The sequence below is a fragment of the Hungatella sp. L36 genome, assembly GCF_014288035.1.
Genome location: NZ_JACOPC010000008.1, coordinates 118,274 through 144,666, shown reverse-complemented (window position 1 = coordinate 144,666; position 26,393 = coordinate 118,274). Strand labels below are relative to the sequence as shown.

Annotated in this window: 26 protein-coding genes and 1 riboswitch; of the genes, 19 read left to right on the top strand and 7 right to left on the bottom strand. The window is 49.9% G+C overall.

Annotation, left to right across the window (positions count from 1 at the left end; translation table 11 throughout):
- Window positions 1-11: 11 nt before the first annotated feature.
- Entirely contained in the window at window positions 12-1,430 is a 1,419-nt protein-coding gene (locus H8S80_RS19180; RefSeq protein ID WP_117621446.1) for a sulfatase family protein, read from the bottom strand.
- Window positions 1,431-1,713: 283 nt separating this feature from the next.
- On the opposite strand from H8S80_RS19180, the gene H8S80_RS19175 reads away from it, so the two are divergent.
- From H8S80_RS19175 to H8S80_RS19155, 6 genes are read left to right on the top strand one after another with little or no spacing between them, the layout of a single operon-like run.
- Window positions 1,714-2,649: an ABC transporter permease gene (locus H8S80_RS19175; protein WP_002601170.1), complete on the top strand. Its 936-nt coding sequence runs from the start codon at window positions 1,714-1,716 to the stop codon at window positions 2,647-2,649.
- A gap of 11 nt (window positions 2,650-2,660) precedes the next feature.
- Window positions 2,661-3,560 carry a carbohydrate ABC transporter permease gene (locus H8S80_RS19170; RefSeq protein WP_002601169.1) on the top strand — a complete coding sequence of 300 codons (900 nt, stop codon included), beginning with the start codon at window positions 2,661-2,663 and terminating at the stop codon, window positions 3,558-3,560.
- Window positions 3,561-3,600: 40 nt separating this feature from the next.
- Window positions 3,601-3,768 (top strand): hypothetical protein, encoded by a 168-nt coding sequence (locus tag H8S80_RS34335; protein WP_243272831.1) that lies wholly within the window; start codon window positions 3,601-3,603, stop codon window positions 3,766-3,768.
- Window positions 3,765-5,228, top strand: coding sequence for an extracellular solute-binding protein (locus H8S80_RS19165; protein ID WP_347565842.1), 1,464 nt, complete (start codon window positions 3,765-3,767; stop codon window positions 5,226-5,228). The genes H8S80_RS34335 and H8S80_RS19165 overlap by 4 nt, the downstream gene beginning before the upstream one ends.
- Entirely contained in the window at window positions 5,229-6,602 is a 1,374-nt protein-coding gene (locus H8S80_RS19160) for a sulfatase family protein (protein ID WP_117621444.1), read from the top strand.
- 29 nt (window positions 6,603-6,631) lie between these two features.
- Window positions 6,632-7,810, top strand: a complete 1,179-nt coding sequence (locus tag H8S80_RS19155) for a glycoside hydrolase family 88 protein (protein ID WP_002601166.1) — start codon at window positions 6,632-6,634, stop codon at window positions 7,808-7,810.
- A 167-nt stretch (window positions 7,811-7,977) separates the two neighbouring features.
- On the opposite strand, the gene H8S80_RS19150 is transcribed toward H8S80_RS19155, so the two are convergent.
- Together H8S80_RS19150 and H8S80_RS19145 are read right to left on the bottom strand one after the other, a co-directional pair.
- Window positions 7,978-8,772, bottom strand: coding sequence for an Rpn family recombination-promoting nuclease/putative transposase (locus H8S80_RS19150; RefSeq protein WP_117621443.1), 795 nt, complete (start codon window positions 8,770-8,772; stop codon window positions 7,978-7,980).
- A gap of 138 nt (window positions 8,773-8,910) precedes the next feature.
- The gene (locus H8S80_RS19145) at window positions 8,911-9,696 is read right to left on the bottom strand and encodes an NYN domain-containing protein (protein WP_117621442.1); all 786 of its coding nucleotides are present in this window, start codon (window positions 9,694-9,696) and stop codon (window positions 8,911-8,913) included.
- Between the two features lie 236 nt (window positions 9,697-9,932).
- Here H8S80_RS19145 and H8S80_RS19140 point away from each other — a divergent pair, with 236 nt between their 5' ends.
- Window positions 9,933-10,817 carry a patatin-like phospholipase family protein gene (locus tag H8S80_RS19140; RefSeq protein WP_117621441.1) on the top strand — a complete coding sequence of 295 codons (885 nt, stop codon included), beginning with the start codon at window positions 9,933-9,935 and terminating at the stop codon, window positions 10,815-10,817.
- Between the two features lie 141 nt (window positions 10,818-10,958).
- On the opposite strand, the gene H8S80_RS19135 is transcribed toward H8S80_RS19140, so the two are convergent.
- Window positions 10,959-12,188 (bottom strand): argininosuccinate synthase, encoded by a 1,230-nt coding sequence (locus tag H8S80_RS19135; RefSeq protein ID WP_002601162.1) that lies wholly within the window; start codon window positions 12,186-12,188, stop codon window positions 10,959-10,961.
- A 357-nt stretch (window positions 12,189-12,545) separates the two neighbouring features.
- On the opposite strand from H8S80_RS19135, the gene argC reads away from it, so the two are divergent.
- From argC to H8S80_RS19100, 7 genes are all read left to right on the top strand, one after another.
- Window positions 12,546-13,586 (top strand): N-acetyl-gamma-glutamyl-phosphate reductase, encoded by a 1,041-nt coding sequence (argC, locus tag H8S80_RS19130; RefSeq protein WP_117621440.1) that lies wholly within the window; start codon window positions 12,546-12,548, stop codon window positions 13,584-13,586.
- Between the two features lie 68 nt (window positions 13,587-13,654).
- Complete coding sequence (locus tag H8S80_RS19125) at window positions 13,655-14,101, top strand: GNAT family N-acetyltransferase (RefSeq protein ID WP_117621548.1); 447 nt, start codon at window positions 13,655-13,657, stop codon at window positions 14,099-14,101.
- A gap of 31 nt (window positions 14,102-14,132) precedes the next feature.
- Entirely contained in the window at window positions 14,133-15,356 is a 1,224-nt protein-coding gene (gene argJ / locus H8S80_RS19120; RefSeq protein ID WP_117621439.1) for a bifunctional glutamate N-acetyltransferase/amino-acid acetyltransferase ArgJ, read from the top strand.
- Between the two features lie 97 nt (window positions 15,357-15,453).
- A complete protein-coding gene (locus tag H8S80_RS19115) occupies window positions 15,454-15,837 on the top strand; it encodes a DUF6483 family protein (protein ID WP_055657519.1) in 384 nt (127 codons plus the stop codon).
- Window positions 15,828-16,724 (top strand): acetylglutamate kinase, encoded by an 897-nt coding sequence (gene argB / locus H8S80_RS19110; protein WP_002601157.1) that lies wholly within the window; start codon window positions 15,828-15,830, stop codon window positions 16,722-16,724. Before H8S80_RS19115 ends, argB begins: the two co-directional genes overlap by 10 nt.
- Window positions 16,714-17,922 carry an aspartate aminotransferase family protein gene (locus tag H8S80_RS19105; protein ID WP_117621438.1) on the top strand — a complete coding sequence of 403 codons (1,209 nt, stop codon included), beginning with the start codon at window positions 16,714-16,716 and terminating at the stop codon, window positions 17,920-17,922. The genes argB and H8S80_RS19105 overlap by 11 nt, the downstream gene beginning before the upstream one ends.
- Before the next feature lie 6 nt (window positions 17,923-17,928).
- Window positions 17,929-18,150, top strand: a complete 222-nt coding sequence (locus H8S80_RS19100; RefSeq protein ID WP_117621437.1) for a hypothetical protein — start codon at window positions 17,929-17,931, stop codon at window positions 18,148-18,150.
- Between the two features lie 18 nt (window positions 18,151-18,168).
- Here H8S80_RS19100 and H8S80_RS19095 read toward each other — a convergent pair whose 3' ends face one another.
- The gene (locus H8S80_RS19095) at window positions 18,169-19,803 is read right to left on the bottom strand and encodes a SulP family inorganic anion transporter (RefSeq protein WP_117621436.1); all 1,635 of its coding nucleotides are present in this window, start codon (window positions 19,801-19,803) and stop codon (window positions 18,169-18,171) included.
- A 204-nt stretch (window positions 19,804-20,007) separates the two neighbouring features.
- On the opposite strand from H8S80_RS19095, the gene H8S80_RS19090 reads away from it, so the two are divergent.
- A complete protein-coding gene (locus tag H8S80_RS19090; protein ID WP_117621435.1) occupies window positions 20,008-20,928 on the top strand; it encodes a helix-turn-helix domain-containing protein in 921 nt (306 codons plus the stop codon).
- A gap of 113 nt (window positions 20,929-21,041) precedes the next feature.
- Here H8S80_RS19090 and H8S80_RS19085 read toward each other — a convergent pair whose 3' ends face one another.
- Window positions 21,042-22,394 (bottom strand): MATE family efflux transporter, encoded by a 1,353-nt coding sequence (locus tag H8S80_RS19085; RefSeq protein ID WP_117621434.1) that lies wholly within the window; start codon window positions 22,392-22,394, stop codon window positions 21,042-21,044.
- A 124-nt stretch (window positions 22,395-22,518) separates the two neighbouring features.
- Here H8S80_RS19085 and H8S80_RS19080 point away from each other — a divergent pair, with 124 nt between their 5' ends.
- The 3 genes from H8S80_RS19080 to H8S80_RS19070 all read left to right on the top strand — a co-directional run bounded on the left by H8S80_RS19080 (window position 22,519) and on the right by H8S80_RS19070 (window position 24,646).
- Complete coding sequence (locus H8S80_RS19080) at window positions 22,519-23,049, top strand: PadR family transcriptional regulator (protein ID WP_025531754.1); 531 nt, start codon at window positions 22,519-22,521, stop codon at window positions 23,047-23,049.
- 69 nt (window positions 23,050-23,118) lie between these two features.
- Window positions 23,119-23,745, top strand: coding sequence for a cyclodeaminase/cyclohydrolase family protein (locus H8S80_RS19075; RefSeq protein ID WP_002601150.1), 627 nt, complete (start codon window positions 23,119-23,121; stop codon window positions 23,743-23,745).
- Window positions 23,746-23,806: 61 nt separating this feature from the next.
- Window positions 23,807-24,646, top strand: coding sequence for a bifunctional 5,10-methylenetetrahydrofolate dehydrogenase/5,10-methenyltetrahydrofolate cyclohydrolase (locus H8S80_RS19070; protein ID WP_117621433.1), 840 nt, complete (start codon window positions 23,807-23,809; stop codon window positions 24,644-24,646).
- Between the two features lie 300 nt (window positions 24,647-24,946).
- On the opposite strand, the gene thiT is transcribed toward H8S80_RS19070, so the two are convergent.
- Entirely contained in the window at window positions 24,947-25,618 is a 672-nt protein-coding gene (thiT, locus tag H8S80_RS19065; RefSeq protein WP_002601148.1) for an energy-coupled thiamine transporter ThiT, read from the bottom strand.
- A gap of 49 nt (window positions 25,619-25,667) precedes the next feature.
- Window positions 25,668-25,770: riboswitch (TPP riboswitch) on the bottom strand.
- Window positions 25,771-25,908: 138 nt separating this feature from the next.
- Here thiT and H8S80_RS19060 point away from each other — a divergent pair.
- Complete coding sequence (locus H8S80_RS19060) at window positions 25,909-26,334, top strand: DMT family transporter (RefSeq protein ID WP_002601147.1); 426 nt, start codon at window positions 25,909-25,911, stop codon at window positions 26,332-26,334.
- Window positions 26,335-26,393 lie beyond the last annotated feature (59 nt).

Below are 26,393 nucleotides of genomic sequence, written 5' to 3'. Positions count from 1 at the left end.
CGTCAGACCATCTACTTTCGTTTAATCTCCAGGGCGTATTTCTCCACGGCGCTGAGACCCTGATGATGCTCAAATCCCAGCGGATGGCGGCGGTAGCTCCCGGTGCCTGCCGTCTTCAGGGTGAAGAAAGGATCATCGCTCTTTTCCAGATGATGTTTAAGCAGGGAACGGTACTTTTCCAGAATCGGGGAGTACTCCGGTTTACCTGCCAGGTTGGTTTTTTCATATCTGTCATTTCTCATGTCATAAAGCTCCTCGCTGTCCGGCTCCAGATAACAGATATACTTATAATCCTCGTCGCAGATCATGCGCCCGGGAACGGTATAATCGCGGAATTCATCGTACCATTCCGCCACTGCGGCGGTCCGGTCGGAATGTGTTTTTGCTCCCGTGATCTGAGGCATAAGGGATATCCCCTCCAGTCCGTCAGGACAGGGGAGCTCCGCATAGTCCAAAAGCGTGGGAACCAGATCCAGAAGAGAGGTTACGCCGCCGATGCGGGACGCTTGATCCCCACCCGGAAGCGCGAAAAAGAGAGGTACCCGGTTCGTTTCCTCGTAAAAAGCGCCGTACTTTGTCACAAGGTGGTGAGACGCCATCCCTTCACCGTGATCGGCCAGAAATACGACCATAGTCTGATCCGCGGCACCGCTTTTTAAAAGCGCTTCGAGAATCTGGCCAATCTGTTTGTCCACCATGGACAGGTAGTAATAATAGGCGTAAAGGTAGTGGCGGAAATCATCTTCCTTCCAGCCGCTGGCCTGGCGCTGCCTTCTGTGGGCGCAGCAGAGATACTGGATGAATTCCGGCCGGTTGGCAATATCGTCGAAATCAAAGTTTTCCGGCAGAGGAGGAAGCTCCCGCTCCAGCGGGAAATCGCCGTATCCTTCGCTGTGTTCGCCGATGTAGGCGCAGATGTTGTGTGGATTCTGCAGGTCCGAGACCATGAGAAACGGCCCTTCCGGCCGGGAAGACAGGTACTGGACGGACTTTTCCGTTGTGTCGATGTCCAGATACGTCTCATAATCGAATTTGATGGCCGGATTCGTCCGCGGGACATGGATTTCCTCGGATTCGATGACCTTAAAGCCTCTCAATGCCCCATAATCATGAGTCTTGCCAAAATGCACACAATCATAACCGGCATGGGAAAACAGTTCTCCCAGCGTCGGAATATCGTCGGAGACCGCTGGAAAGCCTTGATCGGGCAGGTTGGAGAGCACGCCGGTCTGGTGCGGATAGCGCGAGGTCCAGAACGAGGCCCGGGCCGGCTGACAGAGCGGACAGGAAGTATAGGCATACTCCATGACGGCGCTTCTGGCCGCCAGGCCGTCGAGATTCGGCGTGGAAGAATATGTATTGCCGTAGGCACTTAATGCCGTGGCGGAAAGTTGATCGCAGATGATGATTAAAATATTTTTTTGCTGCATTGTGTATACCCCCATTTGTTTACTTACTTAAAAGCATGTAATCCGAGTATAAGGGAATGAGCTGTAAAAATCAATCATATGGCGCGAATCGGGTGAATTGGTGATGAGTTGAAAAATGAATATAAAAAAGCAATCCTATTGCAGATGACCTGAAAAACAGTGATTTACTTTTCCGGATGAACGGGTTTAAAGTGGATTTCAGAAGCGGGAATGAGCTCTGTAAAACCAGAGCGTGTCAGAAAATTTATTCCTGCACTAATTGAATATGAGAGGGGAGTTACAAATGTTTAAGCAACAGGGCGGCAACAAAAATAAAGAATCCTGCCTGCACTCAGTCAGAAAGAACTGGGATTTATATCTTCTTCTGCTTCCGGGGGTGCTGTGGTTCCTGGCGTTTGCCTACAAGCCTATGGCCGGTCTGGCGATTGCCTTTTACGATTACAACATCTTTAAAGGAATCTCGGGAAGCACCTTTGTGGGACTGGACAATTTCATTACCTTTTTAACAGGAAGAGATTTTCTGAGGGTTTTGAAAAATACACTGATGATCTCCTTCTGGCAGCTGGTCGTCTGTTTCCCGATACCGATAATTCTGGCGGTCGCGGTTACGGAGATGAAGAACAAGTTTGTCAGCAAGATGACGCAGATGACAACACTCCTTCCGCACTTCGTATCGGTCGTCGTTGTCTGTGGTATCGTGGTCAACTTTCTGTCTCCCAGTACCGGTATCGTCAACATGATTCTGGAAAAGCTGGGAATGGAGCCGGTCTACTTTATGGTACAGCCCCAGTATTTCAGAGGAATCTACACGATCATGACCCTGTGGCAGAACGCAGGCTTCAATGCGCTCGTCTTTATTGCGGCCATCATGGGAATCGATCCGCAGTTATATGAAGCGGCCACCGTGGACGGAGCCGGAAAATGGCAGAAGATTAAGAATATCACCGTTCCGGCGATTCTTCCGACGATTGTCACCATGCTGGTGTTAAATATCGGAAAGATGGTAAAGGTAGGATATGAGGCCATCCTCCTTCTGTATCAGCCATCTACATTTGCCAAAGCAGATATTATCGCTACCTATTCCTACCGTCTGGGATTTGAAAATGGGAACTACGGTCTCGCTACGGCGGTCGGTATGTTTGAGGCAATTGTCGCGCTGGTACTTGTCACGTTGGCCAACCGGTTAAGCCGTAAGCTTTCCGATACGGCACTTTGGTAAGGAGGCGCGAGATGAAAAATAGAAGAATACATCAGGGACAGGTAATTGGAACAGGTGAAAAGGTATTCAATGCAGGCATGGCGATCCTCGGAATTGTAATCAGCCTGGTTGTGCTCTATCCGATCTATTACGTGCTGATCGCATCGCTCAGTCAGCCGTATTACGTGGAGAACGGCGATGTCATGTTTGCCATCAGGCATTTTACATTGGCAAGCTATAAGGAAGCCATCAAGAAGAGCGGCATCTGGCTGGCCTACGGAAACACCATTTTTTACACGGTTGCCGGCGTTGTGGTAAATATGCTCTTTACGACGACCATGGCCTACGCCCTCAGTAAAAAGAAGCTGGTTTTCCGCAAGTTCTTTACCTTATTTACCATATTCACCATGTGGTTTAACGCGGGAATTATCCCCATGTACTTAACCTTCAAGGATTTCAGCCTGTTAAATACCAGAACGGCCATTATCCTTGGGTTTGCGATCAACACATACAACTTGATTATTATGAAGAGTTTCTTCGAACAGCTTCCCGAGGCACTGGAGGAAGCGGCGTTTATCGATGGAGCCAACCATATTATCACATTTTTCAAGATTTATTTACCGCTCTCCAAGCCCGCGCTGGCTACGGTGGGACTGTTTTACGCGATCAACCGCTGGAACAGTTACTTCTGGGCCATGCAGCTGTTAAATGATGACAGGAAGGCGCCCCTTCAGGTATTGTTAAAGAAGATGATCGTAGACCGGGTGGCCAACGCTTCGGAGGCGGCAATCGTAACACAGAATTCATTAAGTTCTCCAACCACGGTAATTTATGCTATGATAATCATAGCCATTGTACCGATGCTGATCGTATTTCCGTTTGTACAGAAATACTTTAAGACCGGCGTCACCGTTGGAGGAGTGAAGGGTTAACTTATCATAGCAGTTACAACAAAAAGGAGGTATTTCAAAAATGAAAAAAAGAAGACTTATGGCGGCGGCAATGGCGGCAGTAATGCTTACCGGCACTCTGGCGGGTTGTTCCGCAAAGAGCGAAACAAGCGGCACAGAGGCGGCAAAAGGGGAAGCTGGCACCAGCCAGGCCCAGACAGAGGAGACGCTGGAGGGCAGCCTCTCGTGAGCAAGGAACCAAAAGAATTTACCGTATTTTTAAACTTCAATAACATGCCGTTCGACTCGAACTGGCAGGTATGGCAGGAAGCCGCGAAGAGAACGAATATCAGTCTGAAGGGAACCATTTCCCTTTCCAATTCCAACGAAGAAGAGGCGTTTAACCTGATGATGAGCTCCGGCAATCTGGCCGATATCATCGGCTACGTAGACGCGTCCTCCCTGGAGAAGCTGGGACGCGACGGCGGAATGATTCCGTTAAACGATCTGATCAAGGAACACGCGCCGAATATCCAGAAGGTGCTGGACGAGGACGCCAGATTCCGCCAGACGGCATACTCTCTGGACGGCAATATCTACCAGATTCCGAAAAATCAGGAGCTCAAGGCTGCCGAGTTCTGGTGGATCAGACAGGACTGGCTGGATAAATTAAACTTAAAGGCACCGACCACCGTCGATGAACTCCACGATGTGCTGTATGCGTTCCGCAACGAGGATCCCAACGGAAACGGATTAAAGGACGAGATTCCGCTGTTCGACCGCGCCGGATGGAAGCAGCCGGATGAGTATCTGTATCTTTGGGATACCAGCCTTGAATTCTATCCGAGAGACGGAAAGATGAAATACGAACCACTGGAAGAGAACTTCAAGACAGGCGTTTCCAACATGATCAAATGGTACCAGGAAGGACTGATTGATCCTGAAATCTTCACGAGAGGCGCTTCCTCCAGAGATACCCTGCTGGGCGGCGATCTCGGCGGCTGTACCCATGACTGGGTGAGTACGGCAAACTATAACTCCACGCTTCAGGAGACCATTCCGGGCTTCCAGATGGTAGCCATCGTACCGCCTGCGGATCAGAACGGTGTTGTAAAGGAACGTGTATCCAGATATCCGGGTGTGGGCTGGGGAATATCCTCCCAGTGCAAGGATCCTGTAACCGTGATTAAATTTATGGATTACTTCTTTACAGAAGAAGGAAGCGACTTAATGAACTGGGGAATCGAGGGAGATACCTTTACAAGAGATGCGGATGGCAGCAAACACTTTACAGACACGGTACTTCAGTCTGAACTGACACCAATCGGATATCTTCGTTCCATCGGCGCCCAGTACCGGATCGGCATGTGCCAGGATGGAGACTACGAGTATGCGACCATGAAGGAAGACGGAATCGAGGCGAATAAGCTGTACAATGGCCATGATGAGTGGTTTGACGATTCTCTTCCGCCTTACCTAGATGGAAAAATGGCGTTAAAGTATACCTCTGATGATGAGACCGAGTATAAGAACATAATGGCAAGCATCAAGCCTTATGTCGATGAAAAGTTCCAGTCCTGGATTCTCGGTGTCAATGATTTCGATTCTGAGTATGACATCTTTATCAAAGAGCTGAAGGCCAGAGGCATCGACCGTGCGCTGGAAATCAACCAGAAAGCATATGATACATTCCTGGGAGAAGACCGCTAGATGAAAAAGAAAAACCTGTTATACATCTTTGCCGACCAATGGCGCGCCCAGGCCATTGGGGCGGCGGGAGAGGACCATGTGAGTACGCCTCATATGGACCGTTTTGCCGGGGAGAGCATGGCGTTTGACCACGCGGTCAGCACGTACCCGCTGTGCTCGCCCCACCGGGCATCTCTGCTGACGGGCAAGTATCCGTACTGCTGCGGAATGTGGACCAACTGCAAGATTGGCCTGGATGAGACCGTCATGTTAAAGCCGCAGGAGGTAACCATTTCTGATGTCCTCCATGAAAATGGTTACGAGACTGCCTATGTGGGCAAATACCATCTCGACGCGAGTGAGATGAACTTTCACGAGAAGCCGGAATCCGGTGCGGTGAACTGGGATGCCTTCACTCCTCCGGGAGAACGGCGTCATCACTTTGATTACTGGTATTCCTACGGAGCGATGGATAAACATCTGTCGCCCCATTACTGGAAGGACGAACCGAAAAAGGAGGAGGGCGCCAAATGGTCTCCGGAGCATGAGACGGACGTTGTGCTGGATTATCTGGACGGCCGGAATAAGGAAAAGCCATTCTGCCTGTTCCTCTCCTGGAATCCGCCCCATCCTCCCTATGATCTGCTTCCGGAAAAGTATGCGGACCGTTACCGGGGAAAGGAACTCGTATTCCGTGGAAACGTCCCGGATGAGCTGAGAAGCGATGAGGCGTTCCGGAAGAAGTTCGGAGAGTACTACGGAGCCATAGAAGGACTGGATGATAATTTTGGCCGGATCATGGAGTATCTGGACCGGGAAGGCCTGACAGAGGACACGATCGTAGTGCTGTCGGCCGATCACGGGGACTGTATGGGTTCTCATGGCCTGATGGGAAAGAACATCTGGTACGACGAGTCCATCAGGATTCCTCTCTATATCAGGGGACCACAGGTTGTAAAGGGGCACAGTGATGCCCTGATCGCCAGCCAGGACCACATGCCGACACTTCTGGAACTGCTGGATGCGGCGGTTCCCGATACGGTTCAGGGAAAAAGCTTCGCGTCCCTGGCCCGCGGGGCCTCCATGGAAGAGGAACCGGAACACGCATTTCTCTGTATGATACCGGGCATGCCTGAACTGGTGGAAGAGTACCGGAAGCTGGGATTAAACAACAAGGCGTTCGGCTGGCGTGGAATCAGAACGAAGGATATCACCTATGTCGTTGACAACGGGACGTCTCCGTCCGAAACGCAGAGACGGCTGTTTTACGATAATAAGAAAGATCCCCTGCAGTTAAATCCTGTTGAACTGGATCAGCAGGACGCCATAGCGGAAGCTTATGACGCGGTAATAAGATCCTATTTAAGGAAAACGAGAGACCCGTTTCTTCTGTAAAAGAGGAGCGGTGAGAGAGGAGACAGAATATGGCGCAGACGATGAAACGAATCCGTCAGTATCCGGGAACGGATGCGGAGAAAAGAAAGAAGTACATGGACGCAGCCACGGAGATCGTCCGGTCCAACCTGCCGGAATTCACGGAATTTTTTGAGAGTTCCAACAGCGAGGGCGGCTTTTATCTGCCGACAGAAAACGTAGAATGGACAACCGGATTCTGGACCGGCGTGATCTGGCTGGCTTATGAATATACAGGGGAAGCCTGCTTTAAGGAGGCGGCGGAATCTCAGGTCGAAAGCTTCCTGAAACGAATCCGGGAGAAAATCGATGTAAATCACCATGATATGGGGTTTCTCTACAGCCTTTCCTGCGTGGCAGCTTATAAGCTGACCGGCAGCAGCCATGCCAGAGAAGCAGCACTTTTAGCTGCGGATCACCTGGCCGGCCGCTACCGGGAGAATGGCCGCTTTATCCAGGCCTGGGGCAACGTCAACGAACCGTCGGAATACCGTCTGATCATTGACTGTCTGCTGAACCTGCCGCTGCTTTACTGGGCCAGCGAGGTTACCGGAAATCCCGATTACGCCGATAAAGCTGAAAACCATATCCGGACGGCGATGAAGTGTGTGATGAGACCGGACTGCTCCACCTACCACACGTATTTTATCAATACCGTGACCGGAGAACCGGACCACGGCGTTACCCATCAGGGAAACCGTGACGGCTCCGCCTGGGCCAGAGGCCAGGCGTGGGGAGTATACGGCATCGCCTTGAGCTATCGGTACTTAAAAACACCCGAATACCTGGATCTGTTCTGCCAGGTCACCGATTATTTTATCGCCCACCTGCCGGAAGATCTGGTCCCATACTGGGATTTTGACTTCGATACGGGAAGCACGGAACCGCGTGATTCCTCGGCTTCCGCCATCGCCATCTGTGGAATTCTGGAGATGAGCAGCTATCTGGACAAGGAGAAAGCGGAGAAGTATTTAACAGCCGCAGACAAGATGCTCTGTGCCCTGATGGATCACTGTGCCAACACGGATAAGACCCGTTCCAACGGCCTTTTGCTCCACGGAACGTACGCGCGCGATTCCGCGTACAATACGTGTATAAACAGGGGCGTGGACGAATGCAGCACCTGGGGCGACTACTTTTATATGGAGGCGCTGACCAGGAGAATGAAAGACTGGAAGCCTTACTGGTAGGGGCAGCTGCGCGGCTGAAGCATCGAAGCGTGAAAATGGCTCCGATATGCCGATGATATGATGTGCTAATGATATGCTGTATGGATTTTTATAAATTTTGATACTGGAAGAGGGGGAACGGCAGCAGGAGGCCATGGTTTCCCCTCTTTTTATTGGGGCTGATCCTGTTAGAGGATGTTAAATTGCTTATAAAGCTGCTCCCGATAGGCAGTATCCCTGATGGCGCGTTTTAAATCGTCAGTACGTTTTTGATCTAAGAGAAGTTCGGTGAGAGCGGCCATTTTACGTTCACCCTGTTCGATATTCTCCCTGTCTCTCTGCAGCAATGTCATATATTCCGCCTCCATTTCTTTACTCTGCTTAACATAAATGACTCTCTGGTGTATCTTTTTAACCAGTGAACTTTTAGCCTGCTGGGCGAAGGTGTCGGTGGTGTTTTCTATGTAGGTCAGAAATTCTTTCATCTCTTCGTCTATGTCGTCAATGGTTCCCTTTGTATTAAAAAAAAGTTTTGTTGCCTCATCTCCCAGAAGCAGTCCGGGACTCTCGAGGCAGGTGTTCTGAAAGGTGTAGATGTGCCGGCCTTCTGTAAATGGATCAAAGGTACAGATGAAAATAATGTAGCTCCGTCGCAGGCTGGTATAGGGCTCGCCCTTAGAAATCGAATCCAGGTCGATATTTCCCTGGTAATAGCGGCTGCGTTTGGGAAGCTGTCCGCGTTTTCCTCTCTGCATCTCACAATTATAGATGGTGCCGACATCATCATTGACATAAATATCAAGCCTCACACCCTTGCTGTCCAGCAGTAAATCGATGGTTTTCTGCTGTTCTGGAAGGACGATCTTTTTGATGGAGATGTTCAGGAGCTTCTCCAGTACAATGCGGCAGATCTCTTCATCGCTCATGACTCTTGAAAACAGGAAATCATCCTCCAGATTCAGGTCCTCAATTCGTTTCTCCATTTGTACGTCTCCTTTTATTTTATCATAAACACAGGGATCATGAAAGACTAAAATATCAGTCTGTTCGCTGCCCCTTTTTGTATTTCGATTCGTAAAACGGCTTATATGGCAATTTATTTGCAAGCTATGCTCACCATTTTAAAGGGAGGATGCGAGAAAAAAGCCGGTGTGGCCTGCGGAGTTGGAGGTTTCACGGATTAGATTATTGTCCTTTAAATAGGTAATGATGCGGCTGGCGGCACGGGATGAGATCTGAAGCTTCTCACACAAAAGCCGGTTTAGCCATTTACCGCCCAGCATCATGTCGCTGTTCTTTCTGACGGAATACCAGGCAGAAATCTCGGTCAGAGCGCGGTCTGTCCAGAATTCCGGGTTCTTTCGCTGGGGATCGATTTCAAAGAGGGTAAGCAGATCGCATTTGAAATGGCAGAATCGGGAAATATCCTGATAATGGGAGGTGTGATCATCGATGCAGAATAAGTGGATGTGCTTTCCTTTATAAGTGAGGCGGCTCATTATGGGAATCATATCGCTGTCGGAGGTGAGGAAGACGAAGGTATCGATCTCGGGAGACCGGTAGTAGATTTCAAGGGCATCCACGGAAAGTTCAATGTCGGAGGCATTCTTCCGGTACTCTTCTTCCAGACCATTGCCATAGACATTCTTAATCTGTACCCGCATTTCCTGGAGATGTTTCAGGGATACGCCTACCTGGTCATAATCGGCATAGGCCCGCAGGGTTCGGATCTTGTTAATGGAATAGATTCGCTCCATCAGCGAAAAGACGCAGTATTCAGGAGCTTCGGGATTGACACCGTATTCCTTCAGACTGTAATAGATGTTGTCAAAGTCGACAAAAATGCCTACATTTTCAGATGTAGAATTGCATTGCTCCATACATGTTTTCAACATAGCTTCGTTCATAGGGATTCTCCTTCAGATATGATATTAGACCGTTTAAGAAAACGGAAGATTTATAGATGTGCCAGAATATGGCTGATAGAATTAGAATACCAGAGGACCGGAATAAATGCAAGGATATTCTCATATTTCTGCAAACTGTTACAATTGTAATGAGGAACCATAACGTGGAATCATGAAACGGTCCATGACAGCATACATTATTTTGAAAACCTGGACGGGTAACAAAGGGGATAGACATGCCGGATTATGGGATTGCGTTTGCCGGAGGCGGGACCAGGGGGGCGGCTCATGTAGGCGTCCTGCTGGCACTGGAAGAGGAAGGGTTGCTGCCGGATTATGTGGCAGGAACCAGCGCGGGGGGAATTGTCGCCGGGATATACGGGGCGGGTGTGGATCTGGGAATGATGAAAGAAGTGGTGCAGTGGATGTCCCGGCATGGAAATCGATTCCTGGATCCGGATATAATTGGAATCCTCACATTTCTGCCGCAGCTTTTTACTGGACAGGAGGTCTCACTTACGGGACTGCTGAAGGGAAACCGGCTGATGAATTTCCTTTGCCAGCTGACAGAAGGCGCCGCGATCGAGGAAGTAAAACGGAAACTGCTGATTCCTGCAGTGGATTTAAACAGCGGAGATACCATTGCATTTACTAATCTGATGGAAAATGGAATCACGGACGCCGCCAGGCATCAGGAGAATGTGAAGTGGGAAAAAAACGGGCCGCTCTGTGAGATTATGATGGCCAGCGCCTCGGTGCCCGCCGTATTCCAGCCGCGGAGAGTCGGAAACTACTGTATGGTGGATGGCGGTGTTACGAATAACCTTCCGGTCGATCTGCTGATTGCGGCCGGAGTGAAACGGGTGGTTGCAGTGGACATCGGCGCGGATTACAGGACGCCCCATGATAAGTCTATTATGGAGATTGCCTCCCACTCTTTTTCCATTATGAGCAGGGATTTGAAGGAATGCAGATCCAGCGGAGAGATTCTCCTGCTGAAGCCGGAGTTAAAGAAGGGGGCGGGGCTTCTGACATTTGAATATATGGAGAGCTGCATGGAAGATGGATACCATTATACGAAAAGACAGATGAAGGTAATTAAGAGGGCATTGGGAAGATAATGATGGTTTTGTGGAGGGAGATACGCGGACTTTGCGCGGGGGATTGAGGAAAAGGGAGCGCGAACGGCAGGGAGGGAAAGGTTCAGGGATTCCGAGGGGGGGGACTATGGGCGAACAGCCCCCTTCGGAATCCCTGTTTTGTTATTTACTGTTTTTCTTTTCCAGCTCCTGCATCTTCATGGCGCGGACCTTTAATGGGAGGCCAAATAAGGTGATGAAGCCGTCGGCGTCGTGATGATCATATAAGTCGCCGGTGGTGAAGGAAGCGAGGGACTCGCTGTATAAGGAGTATGGGCTTGTGGTGCCGGCTTTGATGATGTTGCCCTTGTAAAGCTTGAATTTCACTTCGCCGGTTACGTACTGCTGCGTGGATTCCACGAAAGCCTGGATCGCCTCACGGAGAGGAGTGAACCATTTTCCTTCATATACGATCTGTGCAAATTTGTTGCCCATGTCTTTCTTTACTTCCATGGTGGCGCGGTCTAACACCAGCTCTTCCAGCTGCTGATGAGCTTCCATCAGGATTGTTCCGCCAGGAGTCTCATAGACGCCGCGGGACTTCATGCCTACTACACGGTTTTCTACGATATCAACGATGCCGATGCCGTGCTTGCCGCCCAGTTCATTTAATTTCCGGATGATATCGGAAACCTTCATTGCTTCGCCGTTTACGCTGACCGGTACCCCTTTTTCAAAGGTCATGGTAACGTATTCGCCTTCATTCGGAGCCTTCTCGGGAGAAACGCCGAGAACCAGTAAATGATCGTAATTCGGTTCATTGGCCGGGTCTTCCAGTTCCAGGCCTTCATGGCTGATATGCCATAAGTTCCTGTCACGGCTGTAGCTGTTGTCTGCGGAGAACGGAAGGTCGATACCGTGCTGCCTGCAGTATTCAATCTCGTCTTCACGGGACTGCATGGTCCATACATCGGTCATACGCCATGGAGCGATAATCTTTAAATCAGGAGCCAGAGCCTTGATGCCCAGCTCGAAACGGATCTGGTCGTTTCCTTTTCCGGTAGCGCCGTGGCAGATGGCGGTAGCGCCTTCCTTGCGGGCGATTTCAACCAGCCTCTTGGCGATGGCCGGACGAGCCATGGAGGTGCCCAGTAAATATTTATTCTCATATATGGAATTGGCCTGAACGCATGGAACGATGTAGTTGTCGCAGAAATCATCAACTAAATCTTCTATGTATAATTTGGATGCGCCGGATAATTTGGCTCTTTCCTCGAGGCCATCCAGCTCGTTGCCCTGACCGCAGTCGATGCAGCAGCAGACAACTTCATAATCAAAATTTTCCTTTAACCACGGAATAATAGCAGTTGTGTCGAGTCCGCCTGAATAGGCTAAAATAACTTTCTCTTTCATATTAAGATTCCTCCTGAATATAGATCGTGAACATTTCCTGAAAGCCTTACGGATCTTTTTCCTGGCTTCCTGAACCTTCATAAATATACACCATTATTATGGAAAATGCAAGTATAAAATAAAAAATATCAAAAAAAACTTGCATAATATGCATTTGCAATGTATAATTATGAACTATCATCACCGGAGAAAACAGATCATCGGGTGAGGCTGTATAAAAAAGAATGCAGAAAACAGAAAAAGGTACTTTTATTTCGAGAGGAAAGTTACTATAATCAAGGCAGAACGAATCAGGGCAGGGTAATATGGAAAGCCGGAAAATCAATACGGTAATACCGATAAAAGAGGAGAATGATTATGATTAAAGCAGGAATCATGGGGGCAACCGGATACGCAGGCGGTGAGCTTGCAAGGCTGCTTTTGCAGAGAGACGATGTGGAAATTACATGGTACGGATCCAAAAGCTATGTGGACCAGAAATACGCGTCGGTATTTAAAAATATGGTGCAGTTTGTAGATGATGCGTGTATGGATGATAATATGGAAGCGCTGGCAGAACAGGCCGATGTCATTTTCACGGCCACGCCCCAGGGATTCTGTGCGTCTCTTATGAATGAAGCGGTATTATCAAAAGCTAAGGTGATTGATTTAAGCGCCGACTACCGGATCAAGGATGTGGCGGTGTATGAGGAATGGTATAATATAGAACATAAGACGCCGGAATATATTCAGGAAGCGGTATACGGACTTCCGGAAATCAACAGGGAAAAGATCAAAGATGCCCGCCTGATTGCCAATCCGGGCTGTTATCCCACCTGCTCCTTCCTGTCGGTCTATCCGCTGGTGAAGGAGGGACTGATCGATCCGAATACGGTGATTATTGACGCAAAGTCGGGAACCTCCGGCGCGGGGCGCGGGGCCAAGGTCGATAACCTGTACTGCGAGGTCAATGAGAGCATCAAGGCCTACGGTGTCGGCGTTCACCGCCACACGCCGGAGATCGAGGAACAGCTTTCGCTGGCGGCAGGAAAGCCTGTGACCATCAGCTTTACACCGCATCTCGTTCCCATGAACCGGGGCATTCTCGTGACGGCTTACGGGACGCTGCTTAAGAGTGTTACATATGAAGAGGTAAAGGCCATTTACGATAAATATTACGAGAACGAGTATTTCGTGAGAGTGCTCGGCCGCGACGAGGCGCCTCAGACGAAATGGGTGGAAGGAAGCAACTTTGTGGATGTGAACTTCAAGATTGATCCGAGAACGAACCGTGTGGTCATGATGGGAGCCATGGATAATCTGGTGAAGGGCGCCGCGGGACAGGCGATTCAGAATATGAACATCATGTTTGGCCTTCCGGAGAATCAGGGGCTTAAGCTGGTTCCCATGTTTCCGTAACGGTTATGGGAGTACCCGCAATGCAGTACGAGTTACGAATATGGGAGGAAAGAGTAAGGGAAGAGCGTATGATAATCAGGACAATGACGATAGACGACTACGACCAGGTCTGGCATTTATGGTCTGAAATCAAAGGCTTTGGAATCAGGACGTTAGATGACTCCAGAGAAGGCGTGGAGAAGTTTTTAAAGAGAAATCCATCTACCAGCGTGGTGGCGGAAGAGGACGGAATGGTGATCGGAGCGATCCTCTGCGGCCATGACGGGCGGAGAGGCTGTATGTACCATGTCTGTGTAGCTGAGAAATACAGAAAACACGGAATCGGACACCAGATGGCGCTGGCGGCCATGGAGGCGCTGAAGGCGGAAGGAATCAACAAGGTGAGCCTGATTGCATTTAAATCCAATACAATCGGAAATAAATTCTGGAGAAAAGTCGGCTGGACCTTCCGGGAAGACTTGAATTACTTTGATTTCACATTGAATGAAGAAAATATTACCAGATTTATTGAGTAACCATAAGACGAAGGAGAGGAGAATTTAAGAGATGAAGAAGATAGACGGCGGCGTAACTGCTGCAAAGGGATTTTCGGCCGCATCGACGGCTGCGGGAATCAAGTATAAAGACCGCATGGATATGGCAATGATATACAGTGAGAAGCCGTGTAAGGCGGCGGGAACCTTTACGACGAACATCGTAAAGGCGGCTCCCGTAAAATGGGATCAGGAGGTCGTAGCCGGTTCCCCGTATGCGCAGGCCATCGTGGTAAATGCGGGAATCGCCAATGCGTGTACCGGAGCGGAAGGGTACGGATACTGTCTGGAGACGGCGAAGGCGGCCGCGGAGACTTTACAAATACCGGAAAATGCAGTTCTCGTGGCTTCTACCGGTGTGATCGGCATGCAGCTTCCCATGGATCGGATTACGGCTGGAATCAGAGCTATGGCTCCGAAGCTTTCCGATACCCTGGAGGGCGGAACCGCTGCATCGAAGGCGATTATGACCACCGATACGGTGAATAAAGAGGTGGCCGTGGAGTTTTCGGTGGGAGGAAAGACGGTGACCATCGGCGGTATGTGTAAGGGCTCCGGTATGATCCACCCGAATATGTGCACCATGCTGAGCTTTGTGACCACGGATCTGGCAATATCGAAGGAGCTTCTGACGGAGGCGCTCCGCGAGGATATCAAGGACACGTACAACATGATCTCAGTGGACGGAGATACCTCCACCAACGATACCGTGCTTCTGCTGGCCAACGGAATGGCGGAGAATCCGGAGATTACAGAGAAAAATGAAGACTATGAGGCATTTGTAAAGGCATTAAACATCATCAATGAGACGCTCGCCAAAAAGATGGCCGGCGACGGAGAAGGATGTACGGCCCTGTTCGAAGTGAAAATTGTGGGGGCGGAGACGAAGGAACAGGCGGTGACGCTGGCTAAATCGGTTATCACCTCCAGCCTGACAAAGGCCGCTATCTTCGGCCATGATGCAAACTGGGGCCGGATCCTCTGCGCCATGGGCTACTCCGGAGCCCAGTTCGACCCGGAGCAGGTAGATCTATATTTCGAGAGCGCAGCGGGAAAACTCCAGATCATTGAAAATGGAGTCGCACTTCCCTACAGTGAGGAGGAGGCCACAAAGATCCTCTCCGAACCGGAAGTGACGGCTACGGCCGATATCAAGATGGGACCGTGTTCGGCTACGGCGTGGGGCTGTGACCTGACCTTTGACTATGTGAAAATAAATGCGGATTACCGTTCCTGACCAGCGGTAATCTGCCGGTGACAGCGGTTACGAAAAAAATGTGGGAAAAGGGACGCCAGAGAAAGGCATCGATAAAATATAGAAAAGAGAGCGAACGATGGCTGTAAAAGATGATTACGTAATGCGGATGATAAAGGATATGGCGAGAGTTCTGGCCCGCCTTATTCTCGGAAAAGACGATATCAACTACGTTCTGCCGGAAGATGAGGAATTTACAGTAATTGATAATCTGTACAAGAAGCTGATCACCATGGCGGATGCAGGACAGATCAACGAGGCAGAGAATATCCTGCTCAATGAACTGGAAGACAAGAGCTCGGAGTATTTTGAGATGGCGGCATCATTTTATCTTCATTTGAATGAATACAGCGATGGATTTCTGGATGCACACCAGTATTCAAGAGAAGAGATCAATGAAGGAATGGGAAATCTGGGTAAAGAATTTGGAGTCGATTTGGGAGGAGCAGAAAAATGGATCTAGATCAAAGCATCATGCAGAAGGCGGAAGTCCTGATAGAGGCGCTTCCATATATTCAGCGTTTTAACAGGAAAATTATCGTCGTAAAATACGGCGGCAGCGCCATGGTGGATGAAGAGCTGAAGAAGCATGTGATTCAGGACGTCGTTCTGTTAAAGCTGGTAGGTTTTAAACCGATTATCGTCCATGGCGGCGGCAAGGAAATCAGCAAATGGGTCGGTAAAGTGGGAATGGAGCCGCAGTTTATTAACGGTCTGCGTGTGACGGACGAACCGACCATGGAAATCGCTGAGATGGTGCTTAACCGGGTGAACAAGAGCCTGGTGCAGCTGGTGAATGAGCTGGGCGTGAAGGCGGTCGGCATCAGCGGCAAGGACGGCATGATGCTGCAGTGTAAAAAGAGATACGCGGACGGCGAGGATATCGGTTATGTGGGCGATATCACCGGAGTGGACCCGCAGATTATCTATGACCTTCTGGAAAAGGATTTCCTGCCGATCATCTGTCCGGTGGGATTTGACGAAGAATTTAAGACGTACAATATCAATGCGGACGACGCGGCCTGCGCCATTGCAACGGCCATGAAGGCGGAGAAGCTGGCATTTTTAACGGATGTGGAAGGCGTTTACAGAGATTTTGAGGACAAGGAATCTTTAATTTCGGAAATGACTATTGATGAGGCGTTGAATTTTGTGAGCAGCGGAACACTTGGAGGAGGAATGCTTCCAAAGCTTCAGAACTGTATCGATGCCATGAAGCAGGGAGTTTCCAGAGTACATATTATGGATGGACGGATTCCGCACTGTCTTCTGCTGGAGATCTTTACAAATAAAGGAATCGGAACTGCGATTATCAATTCGGGAGATGAGAGGTATTACCATGCCGAATAAACAGGAATATATTCAAAAGGCGGAACAGGAATTTTATAAGACGTATAACCGGTATCCGGTCATTTTTGATCATGGGGACGGGGTGTCTCTTTACGATATGGAAGGGGAAGAATATCTCGATTTCGGAGCGGGCATCGCGGTTATGGGACTGGGATATAACGATAAACAGTACAATGAGGCGGTGAAGGCCCAGGTAGATAAGCTTCTGCACACCTCTAATTTATTTTACAATGTGCCTTCCATCGAAGCGGGAGAAAAGCTCCTGACGGCTTCCGGCATGGATAAGGTGTTCTTTACCAACAGCGGGACCGAAGCCATTGAGGGCGCTCTGAAAATTGCCAGAAGGCACGCCTACAATAAGGCGGCCGAAGAGAAGCGGGGAGAGGGCTGTGTCCACGAGATCATTGCCATGCGCCATTCCTTCCACGGAAGAAGCATGGGTGCCTTGTCTGTTACAGGAAATGACCATTACCAGGAGCCGTTTAAGCCGCTGATCCCGGGGATCAGATTCGCAGATTTCAATGATCTGGACAGCGTGAAGGCACTGATTCATGAGAATACGTGCGCGGTTATTATGGAGACTGTTCAGGGTGAGGGAGGCATTTATCCCGCGGAAGAGGGATTCTTAAAGGGAGTTCGTGCACTGTGTGATGAACATGACATGCTGCTGATCCTTGACGAGATCCAGTGCGGGATGGGACGTACCGGTTCCATGTTCGCATGGCAGCAGTACGGTGTGAAGCCGGATGTCATGACGGTGGCCAAGGCGCTGGGAAACGGCGTTCCGGTGGGCGCATTCCTGGCTTCCGGAAAAGCGGCTTCAGCCATGGTTCCGGGAGATCACGGCACCACCTACGGCGGAAATCCGCTGGTAACAGCGGCTGCCAGTGCGGTGTTAAGTATTTTCGAAGAACGCGGGATTGTGGAGCATGTGAATATAGTGGGCGGCTATCTGTGGGAGAAGCTGGAAGAACTGGCCTCACAGTTTGACTGCATTACCGGACACCGAGGCAGAGGGCTGATGCAGGGGCTGGAGTTCCAAATGCCTGTCGGCCCCATCGTACAGAAGGCGCTTCTCGAAGAAAAACTGGTGTTAATCAGCGCGGGAAGCAATATTATTCGATTTGTACCGCCGCTTATTATAGAGAGAGAGCATGTGGATGAGATGGTCAGGCGGCTGACGGCTGTGTTGGAATAGAAGAAAATGAAACGTGATTACCGGACACAAAACGTATGTGTTCGCCAATCACGTTTCATTTTTATGGTAAGTATCCATTCCTTCTATACAAATGATCGTGGTTCCTGTGAAATCGATTTTCTCGTTGATAATGGAGAAACCGTTGTGCCGTTGGAAGCGAAAGAAGAACTTAACCTTCCATTATTTGCGGTAGGAGAAATGGAAGGAGTAATCAGAGAGAACAGATAGCATAAAGACAAGGAAGGCTCAATGTAAGCCTTCCCTATGTAAAATCGCTTTTTCCACGCTCCAGTAAAAGTTCTCTTCACCAATCATATCATAGATATCAGAGCGTTTCAGCATCGCCATTGTGCTGCCTGGAACGCCGCATAAAAGAATGCGTTTTCCCTTTGCCTGTAAATCTGACAGGACGTGCATAAATGCAATTGCTCCTGAGATATCCATATAGGAAACGCCGCGCATGGACAGCAGCACTGTGTCAAAGTCCTTTGTACAGGCCTCTATCTCTTCGATTGCCTGAGTATTGGCAAAGATGACAGCGCCGGTCAGATAGGCGACGACTGCGTTGTCGTATTCCTTTGCAAGTGCTGCATCTGTGCTGCGGACCCGGTCCATGTCTACCTTTTCATAATTTATCTCGATGTTTGCCAGCCGGCTGACGAGGAGAACCAATGCGGTGACGACGCCGATCAGGATTGCGGTTGTCAAGTCAAATACGATTGTGGCAGCCATGGTAATGATGTATTTGGCGGCGGCTCCCTTGAAATGATGGGAGAAAATATATTTGATTTCCTGCCAGTCGTTCATGCGGAAAGCGGTGACCATCAGCACGCCGGCGAGGGCGGACAGCGGGATTTTTGCCATCACGGGTCCGAGGATAAACATGAAGGCCAGGAGTCCCAGCGCATGGAAGATACCGGTAAGCCTTGTGCGGGCGCCGGATTTTAATGCGACGCTGGTACGAGCGATGGCCGCTGTGGCGGGGATTCCTCCGAAAAACGGAAGGATGATATTGCCGATCCCCTGGGCTACCAGCTCCTGGTCGCTGTTCAGCCTGACATTTGCCATTTTGCCGGCGCTGGCTCCGCACAGCAGACTTTCGATCATTCCCAGCATGGCGATACTGACGGCTGGTCCGATTAATCCGCTGAGATTTGCAGGCGTAATGGCGGCTAAATCTAACCGGGTATCCAGAAAAAGTGTTTTCGGGATGGCGCCGACAGTTTGGATATCAAGCTTCAGGCATACGGACAGAATGGTCGCAAGAATAATGCTCAAAAAAGAGGCGGGAACCACCGCGTTCCATTTCTTAGGAAAGAAAACCATGAACAGGACAACGAAGAGTCCCAGGCCCGCCGCCTGTATATTGACAGGGAAGCCCAGATGTCCATAGCTTAAGAGTTTTACGACAGCGCTGGAGCCCTCGGAGGTAACTCCAAAGAAGTTGTCGATCTGTCCCAGTGCGATGATGACGGCAATACCGGAGGTAAAGCCAGTGATAACAGGTGCAGGAATGAAGCTTGTCAGCCTGCCGATATGAAAGATCCCACACAGAACCAGCAGAATCCCGGCGATCAGTGTCGCAGTGAAAACGCCCTGCATTCCGTATCGGGCAATTATGGAAATTAAAATGGCGGCCATGGCGCCCGTAGGACCGGATATCTGGTAATATCCACCGGAAAGTGCGCCGATGACGAGACCTGCAATAATGGCGGTAACGAGGCCGGCTGCGGCTGTGGATCCGCTGCTCACGCCGAACGCAAGCGCCAGAGGCAGTGCAACCGCCGCAACCGTCAGCCCGGCCATCAGATCTTTCATGCAGTCGGCACCAGTGTAGTTTTGAAATTCAGATTTTAGTTGTGATACGTAATTCTTAATCATTGTAATCGTGTCCCATTCTCTTTGTTTTTTGGTTTCCAGGCAGAACTTCCTGAAACCGAGATGAGTATATCAGAAGAAGAACAGGAAATCAATGGAATAGGAACAGGGACTGAAAAAAATACAGCAATCGCGGAACAGCGCCGGCCGGAGTGATCGGGTATAATAAAGCTACCACGTGGGAAACGAGAAAAGGAAGTGAGAGTGTTGGGACAGAAAGATATCCTTATGGAGTGCGCATTATATATCCGGTCGCATGCGAAGGAGCCGCTGTCGGTACAGGGGCTGGCAGAACAGTTCGGGTATTCGGCCTGCCATTTTTCCCGGATGTTCCGGGCGGAGATGGGGGTCACCCTGATGGACTACGTAAAACAGCAGCGCCTGTTCGGAGCGGCCAGGGAAATACGGGAAGGGCGAAAAATCCTGGATACCGCGCTGGATTACGGTTATGAGACTCACAGCGGCTTCACCAGGGCCTTTCGTGCACAATTTGGGTATTCTCCCGCACTCCTCCGTGCATTTCATGTCGGAGAGGCTTTCGAGAAAGGAGACTGGGAGAATATGGGACTTTATCTGAGAGAAACGCCGGTTCACGCACTGCCAAACGAAATTTATGCACTGCTTTTTAAGGTGTTAGACGAAGCCGGAACGGAGTATAAGAAAAAACATCTGGAGGCCGTTTACGGGCTGGCCGAACGGGTCTATAAAGGGAAAAAACGCCGTTCGGGTGACGACTATGTGACGCATCCCCTTAACACTGCACTGATTCTGGCAGATATGGGAGCCGATGAGGACACGGTCTGTGCCGGTCTGCTTCATGATATCTGGGAAATGGCGGATGAGCCGGAAATGTATCTGTCTGACCCGGCTGTCACACCGGCCATGAATGAGATTCTGAGGGAATACAGGGCATTTGAAAAATACGTAAGCTGTGATGAGCGGGTGGTCTTAATCGCACTGGCCGACCGGCTTCACAATATGAGGACCATCGATTTCGTCGATCCGGCCACATGGAAGGAGCGGGCGAAAATGACTCTGGAAGTATTCGGCCCCATGGCGGCGGAGTGCGGAAAGGTAAAATGCCGGATGGAGTTTGATGATCTGGCAGAAAGATATTTGAAGGAATAGCGTTCTGATGCACATGCAGGACAAGGAATTTTGAACGGGCAGAATGCCGGCAGCACTGGAATCCAATAATTCTGTGGCTTCCCGGCATTCTGTTCTGTGTAAAGATACAAAAGCTACGACCTTGCTCCGTTCAGTTCCCTGTGGAGCCGCACCGCCATAAACACGGTGATCATGGCGGAGATAACATCTGCAGCCGGCTGGGCGTAGAGAATGCCGTTTATTCCCCAGAGGGATGGGAGAAGCAGTATGACAGGCACAAAGCAAATTCCCTGTCTGCAGGCACCGAGTATAAAGCCTTCTTTCGCTTTTCCCAGAGAGAGGAACAGGGAAGAATAGACGGTATAGAAACCGAAAAGCAGAAAAGAAATACCGTTTGCCGTCAGCGAACGCCGGCCGATCTCGATCATCTGTACATCGCCTTTCGTGAACTGGGAGATGACGGCCGTGGAACAGAGCGCCATTCCCAACCCGAAGACCGCGCAGAAGATGGTTGACCATATTATAGAAGTTTTGATCGCCTCATGGAGACGGTCATATTTTTTTGCCCCATAGCTGTATCCGGCGATCGGCTGAAAGCCTTTCAGAAAGCCGAATACCATCAGGCTTCCCATGGATATAATTCTCGTTACAGCTCCCATACCGGCAATCACGGAATCGCCGTATGGTCTTGCCTTTAAGTTGATCAGGGCGACAGAGAGGCTGGTCAGCAGCTGGAAAACCAGTGTGGGAATTCCGATTTTAAGGATTTCGGACATAATTTCTGATGAGAAGCAGCATTTTTTTATGCTGAAGCTGAAGACACTCTTTTTTCTGAACACATAGCAGAGATAAACTGCCGTGGAAACGATCTGGGAGATGGCTGTGGCAATTGCGGCGCCGGCGACTCCCAGGTGTAAGACGTAGATGAAAACCGGATCCAGAACCATATTTAACACAGCGCCTGTCAGAAGCGCACACATCGTGGTTTTTGCAGCCCCCTCGCTGGTTACGATATTGTTCATAGTGACATTGAAAATATTGAAGATGGACGAGACGACGTAAATACCCGCGTAGATTTCCGCATAGGGAAGAATGCTTTCCGTGGCGCCCAGGAGCCGCAGGATCGGTCTTAGAAAGAGGATGGTGCAGATAATTATGACTGCGCCGACGGAGATGTTGCTGTAAAGCGCCGTGCTGGCAACCCGGTCCGCAGTCTCTGTTTCCCCGTGACCAAGCAATCGGGAGATATAGGAGGCGGCGCCATTTCCAAATAGCAGGCCCAGTCCCACGACAACCTGTCCCAGGGGAAATGCGACAGAGATCGCCCCCATCTGGCTGGTTCCCAGCCCTCCGACAAAGTAGGCGTCCACCAGATTGTAAAGCGCATTGATCATCATGCCGATCATGGTGGGAAGCCCCATTGCTAAAAGCGCTTTCGGTATTGGCGCGCTGCCAAGCAGTTCCATTTTACTGTTACGTTCATTCATGATTCATTCTCCCTTCTGTTGACACAAAATGTAAAATATAGTACTATAAAGTATAGTAAATACGGCCGTGAAGCCATAGTACTATATTTTATAGTATATGTCAAGCGGAAATAAGGAGGACATGATGGCGACAATAGATCTGATCGTATTGGGAATTCTGAAGAAGGAATCCTTAAGTGCCTATGATATTCAGAAGCTGGTGGAATACCGCAACATCTCACGGTGGGTGAAAATCAGTACGCCTTCCATCTATAAAAAAGTAATTCAGTTGGAAGAGAAGGGCTATATCCAGAGCAGCATGGTGAAAGAGGGGAAAATGGCGGAGAAGGCGGTCTATACCCTGACCGAAGCCGGAGAGCAGGAATTTGAAAAGCTCATGCTGGAGATTGCGTCCGGCCCGATCCATATATTTCTGGATTTCAATGCGGTAATCGTAAATTTAACCAGCCTGCCTCAGGAAAAACAGCAGGAGTGCTTAAACCGGATCGAGAGCAATGTGAAGATTCTGAAGGCGTATCTGGAAGAGAATATTGACCGAAAGGGAAATGCGCCGGGGATACCGGAAACGGGCATGGCCGTTTTGCAGCAGCAGTATATCCTGGCGGAGGCGATCGAAGCATGGATTACGTCTCTGAATGAGAGCATGGAAAAATAGCCTTTCACGAATTTCCTGATTATGGTATACTGGAAACACTTGGTGAAGCACTCACGAATGGAGGAAATTATGATAAAGGAAATGGTGACAGAAGAATTTCTGGCGGAATTATCATCGAAGAAACCGACTCCCGGCGGCGGCGGTGCGGCTGCACTGGGCGGTGCAGCAGGGGTATCTTTGGGGCAGATGGTGATTAATCTGACTCTTGGCAAGAAAAAATATGCGGACGTGGAAGAGGAGATGAAGGAGCTTTTAGAGCAGCTGGAAACTCTGAAAGCAGAGTTTCTTCATCTGGCCGACGAGGATGCGCGGGTGTTCGCACCTCTGGCGGCAGCCTACGGTCTGCCAGGTACTACGGATGAGGAAAAAAAGCGAAAGGCCGAGGTGCTGGAGGGCCATCTCCTGACGGCAAGTCTCGTTCCGCTCCACGTGATGGAAGATGCGCAGAAGGCTCTGGTTATCATGGACATTCTGGCGGAAAAGGGGAGCCGGATGGCGGTCAGCGACGTGGGCGTGGGCGTACAGTTTATCCGAACGGCCTTAACCGGCGCGGTCATGAACGTATGGATCAATACGAAATCCATGAAAGACAGGGAGAAGGCAGAGGAACTGAACCGGCAGGCAGACGAGATGATGCGTTCCGGGACAGCGGCGGCGGATGCGGTCTATCAGAAGGTGGAAAACGCGCTGCGCTGAGACGTGCCTCCAGAAGAGGAAGATACAGACTGACAGAGCGTGAAATGAGAGGATTGAACGGATGATTACATTAAAGGGTGCAGAGGTTTCTGCAAAGATAAAGGAACAGACAGCAGAGATGCTGAAACAGTGCGGCGGCAGGATACCGAAGCTTGCCATCGTCCGTGTGGGTGAGAGTCCGGACGACTTGTCGTATGAGCGGGGGGCGGTGAAGAAGATGGCGGCATTTGGCCTTTCCGCTGAAGTCTATGCCTATCCTGCGGACATTGATGATGAGGCGTTTAAGGCGGAGTTTCAGAAGATCAACGAGGATCCGGAGGTCGATGGGATTCTCCTGCTCCGTCCGCTGCCGAAGCAGATCCACGAGAGAGATATTGAGCGCATGATCGATCCGGAAAAGGATTTAGACGGAATATCACCGGAAAATATAGCAAAGGTGTTTGCCGGGGACAGCTCGGGGTATGCGCCATGTACCGCAGAGGCGGTGGTGGAGACATTAAAAGCCTTTGAGATCCCGATCAGCGGAAAGCGGGCGGTGATCGTGGGCCGCAGCATGGTCGTCGGGAAACCGCTGTCCATGCTTCTGTTGAAAGAAAACGCCACGGTTACCATCTGCCACACGCGGACCGTGAATCTAAAAGAGACCTGCCGGAACGCTGAAATTCTGGTGGCGGCAGCGGGCCGGGCAAAGATGCTTGATAAAGAGAGCGTGGGAAAAGACGCGGTTGTGATCGATGTGGGCATCAATGTGGATGAGAACGGAAAACTCTGCGGAGATGTGGATTTCGAGACGCTGGAGGGAACCGCTTCCATGGCGACGCCAGTTCCGGGAGGTATCGGCGCGGTAACGACGGCCGTGCTTGCGAAGCATCTGGTGATGGCGGCAGCGGGAAAAGGGTGAATGGAAAATATAAAATGACATTCAGAATATTAAACTGGACATAGAGAATGATATCAAACCACAGCTAAGGCTGTTAGCAGAAAACTATGTTCCTGCTGCTATACGTTATGAAAGCGAATCAGCAAAAATATCAGCTCTGGAGGCTGATGTAGAAATCATGAAGAAGGTGATTTCGAAACATAGTGAGAAGCTGCAGTAATTAGCATAGTAAGAAAAGATGAGATAAAAGAAGGCAAGAGGACTGCGCCGCACGACGCAGCCCTCTTACCTTCTTTTTTTAATAATATAAATAGAACCGGTTTAAGAACTGATCGCCTGCTTTTTCACCTGCGCGATTGCCTTTGCCACTGGCGGCAGGCTGAGAATGACAACGGTTGCGATTGCTTCCGGCACGATGTAGGTGGCATTATATCCCAGCGTGTATAAAAATGGGTTCATACCTTCCGGTGCATAAGCGGCAAAAAATATGTAGCCGGAGAGCACATGGCAGATATAACGGCTGAAGATACCGAAGAGATAGCCAGTGATCAGACCATGCTTTTTCGAACTGAAAAGCCCGGCCAGTCCCAGTCCGGCGAAGGCCATCGGGTAGTCGAGAAGCACCTGAAGCGGAGCAAAGATATACGGTTCGATGAGGAACTGCAGGATTCCGTAGGCCATTCCGGTGATCAGGCCGGTTTTGGCCCCGTAGATGTAACCGATCAGGCAGATAAACATCATGGAAAATAAGGTGATGGAGCCGCCGAAGGGCAGGGAAGCCACCTTAATGTAGGAAGTCACGACTGCGAGAGCCATGGCTGCGGAACAGGTAACAAGCTGTTTCGTCTGCATCTTCTGCGTCTTAAGGGATACTTTTCCCAGCTTATAGATGACGAATAACAGTGCGGCCAGTAAAATGATGAGCAGGCCATAGCCGGCGGGCTTCAGCAGATACTCTTCGCTGTCTGCCGCGTAGGTTAAGAAAAATGACATAAAAAAATCCTCCTTTGTTTACACACAGGAGGGGACTACTTTTGATGAAGTATGAATCATACTGCTTCCTTACGCCGGCATTGTCCGGTTCAAGTAGTGAGGGTCATGTAAAAAATTCCATTCTCAGCCAATTGGCTCCCCTAGCGTGTCTTTTTCTGTTTTATTTTACGTGTGTGAGTATATCGCAAAAACTGCCTGCTGTCAAGATCATGTGTGTATGAATAGAAGTTCCAATTCTGCGCATGATAAAGGAAAGATTAGAAATGTATGACAGATTTGGAGGTTATTCTATGACAGGCTTTATCATAGCATTGATTTCAGGAGCGCTGATGAGCATCCAGGGAGTTTTGAATACAGGGGTCACGAAGCAGACCAGCATCTGGGTGTCAGCCGGGTGGGTGCAGCTGACAGCGTTTATCACCTGTATTGTCATCTGGTATTTTTCAGGGAGAGAAAATATTTCGGGAATCCTGCAGGTGGAACCGAAGTACATGCTTCTGGGCGGAATTATCGGCGCCTTTATCACATATACCGTAGTGCGTAGTATGGGCTCGCTGGGACCTGCAAAGGCGGCTCTCATCATCGTCATTTCCCAGATTATCGTGGCATACGGAATCGAACTGTTCGGTCTGTTCGGAGTGGAAAAGGTCGGATTTGAATGGAAGAAACTGCTTGGCGCTGTTGTGGCGGTGATTGGTATTATCATATTTAATTAGATGGAATATGAAAAAAAACGTTGGGTATCCGAAAGCAGGGGAGGAGCGGGGAACATGGA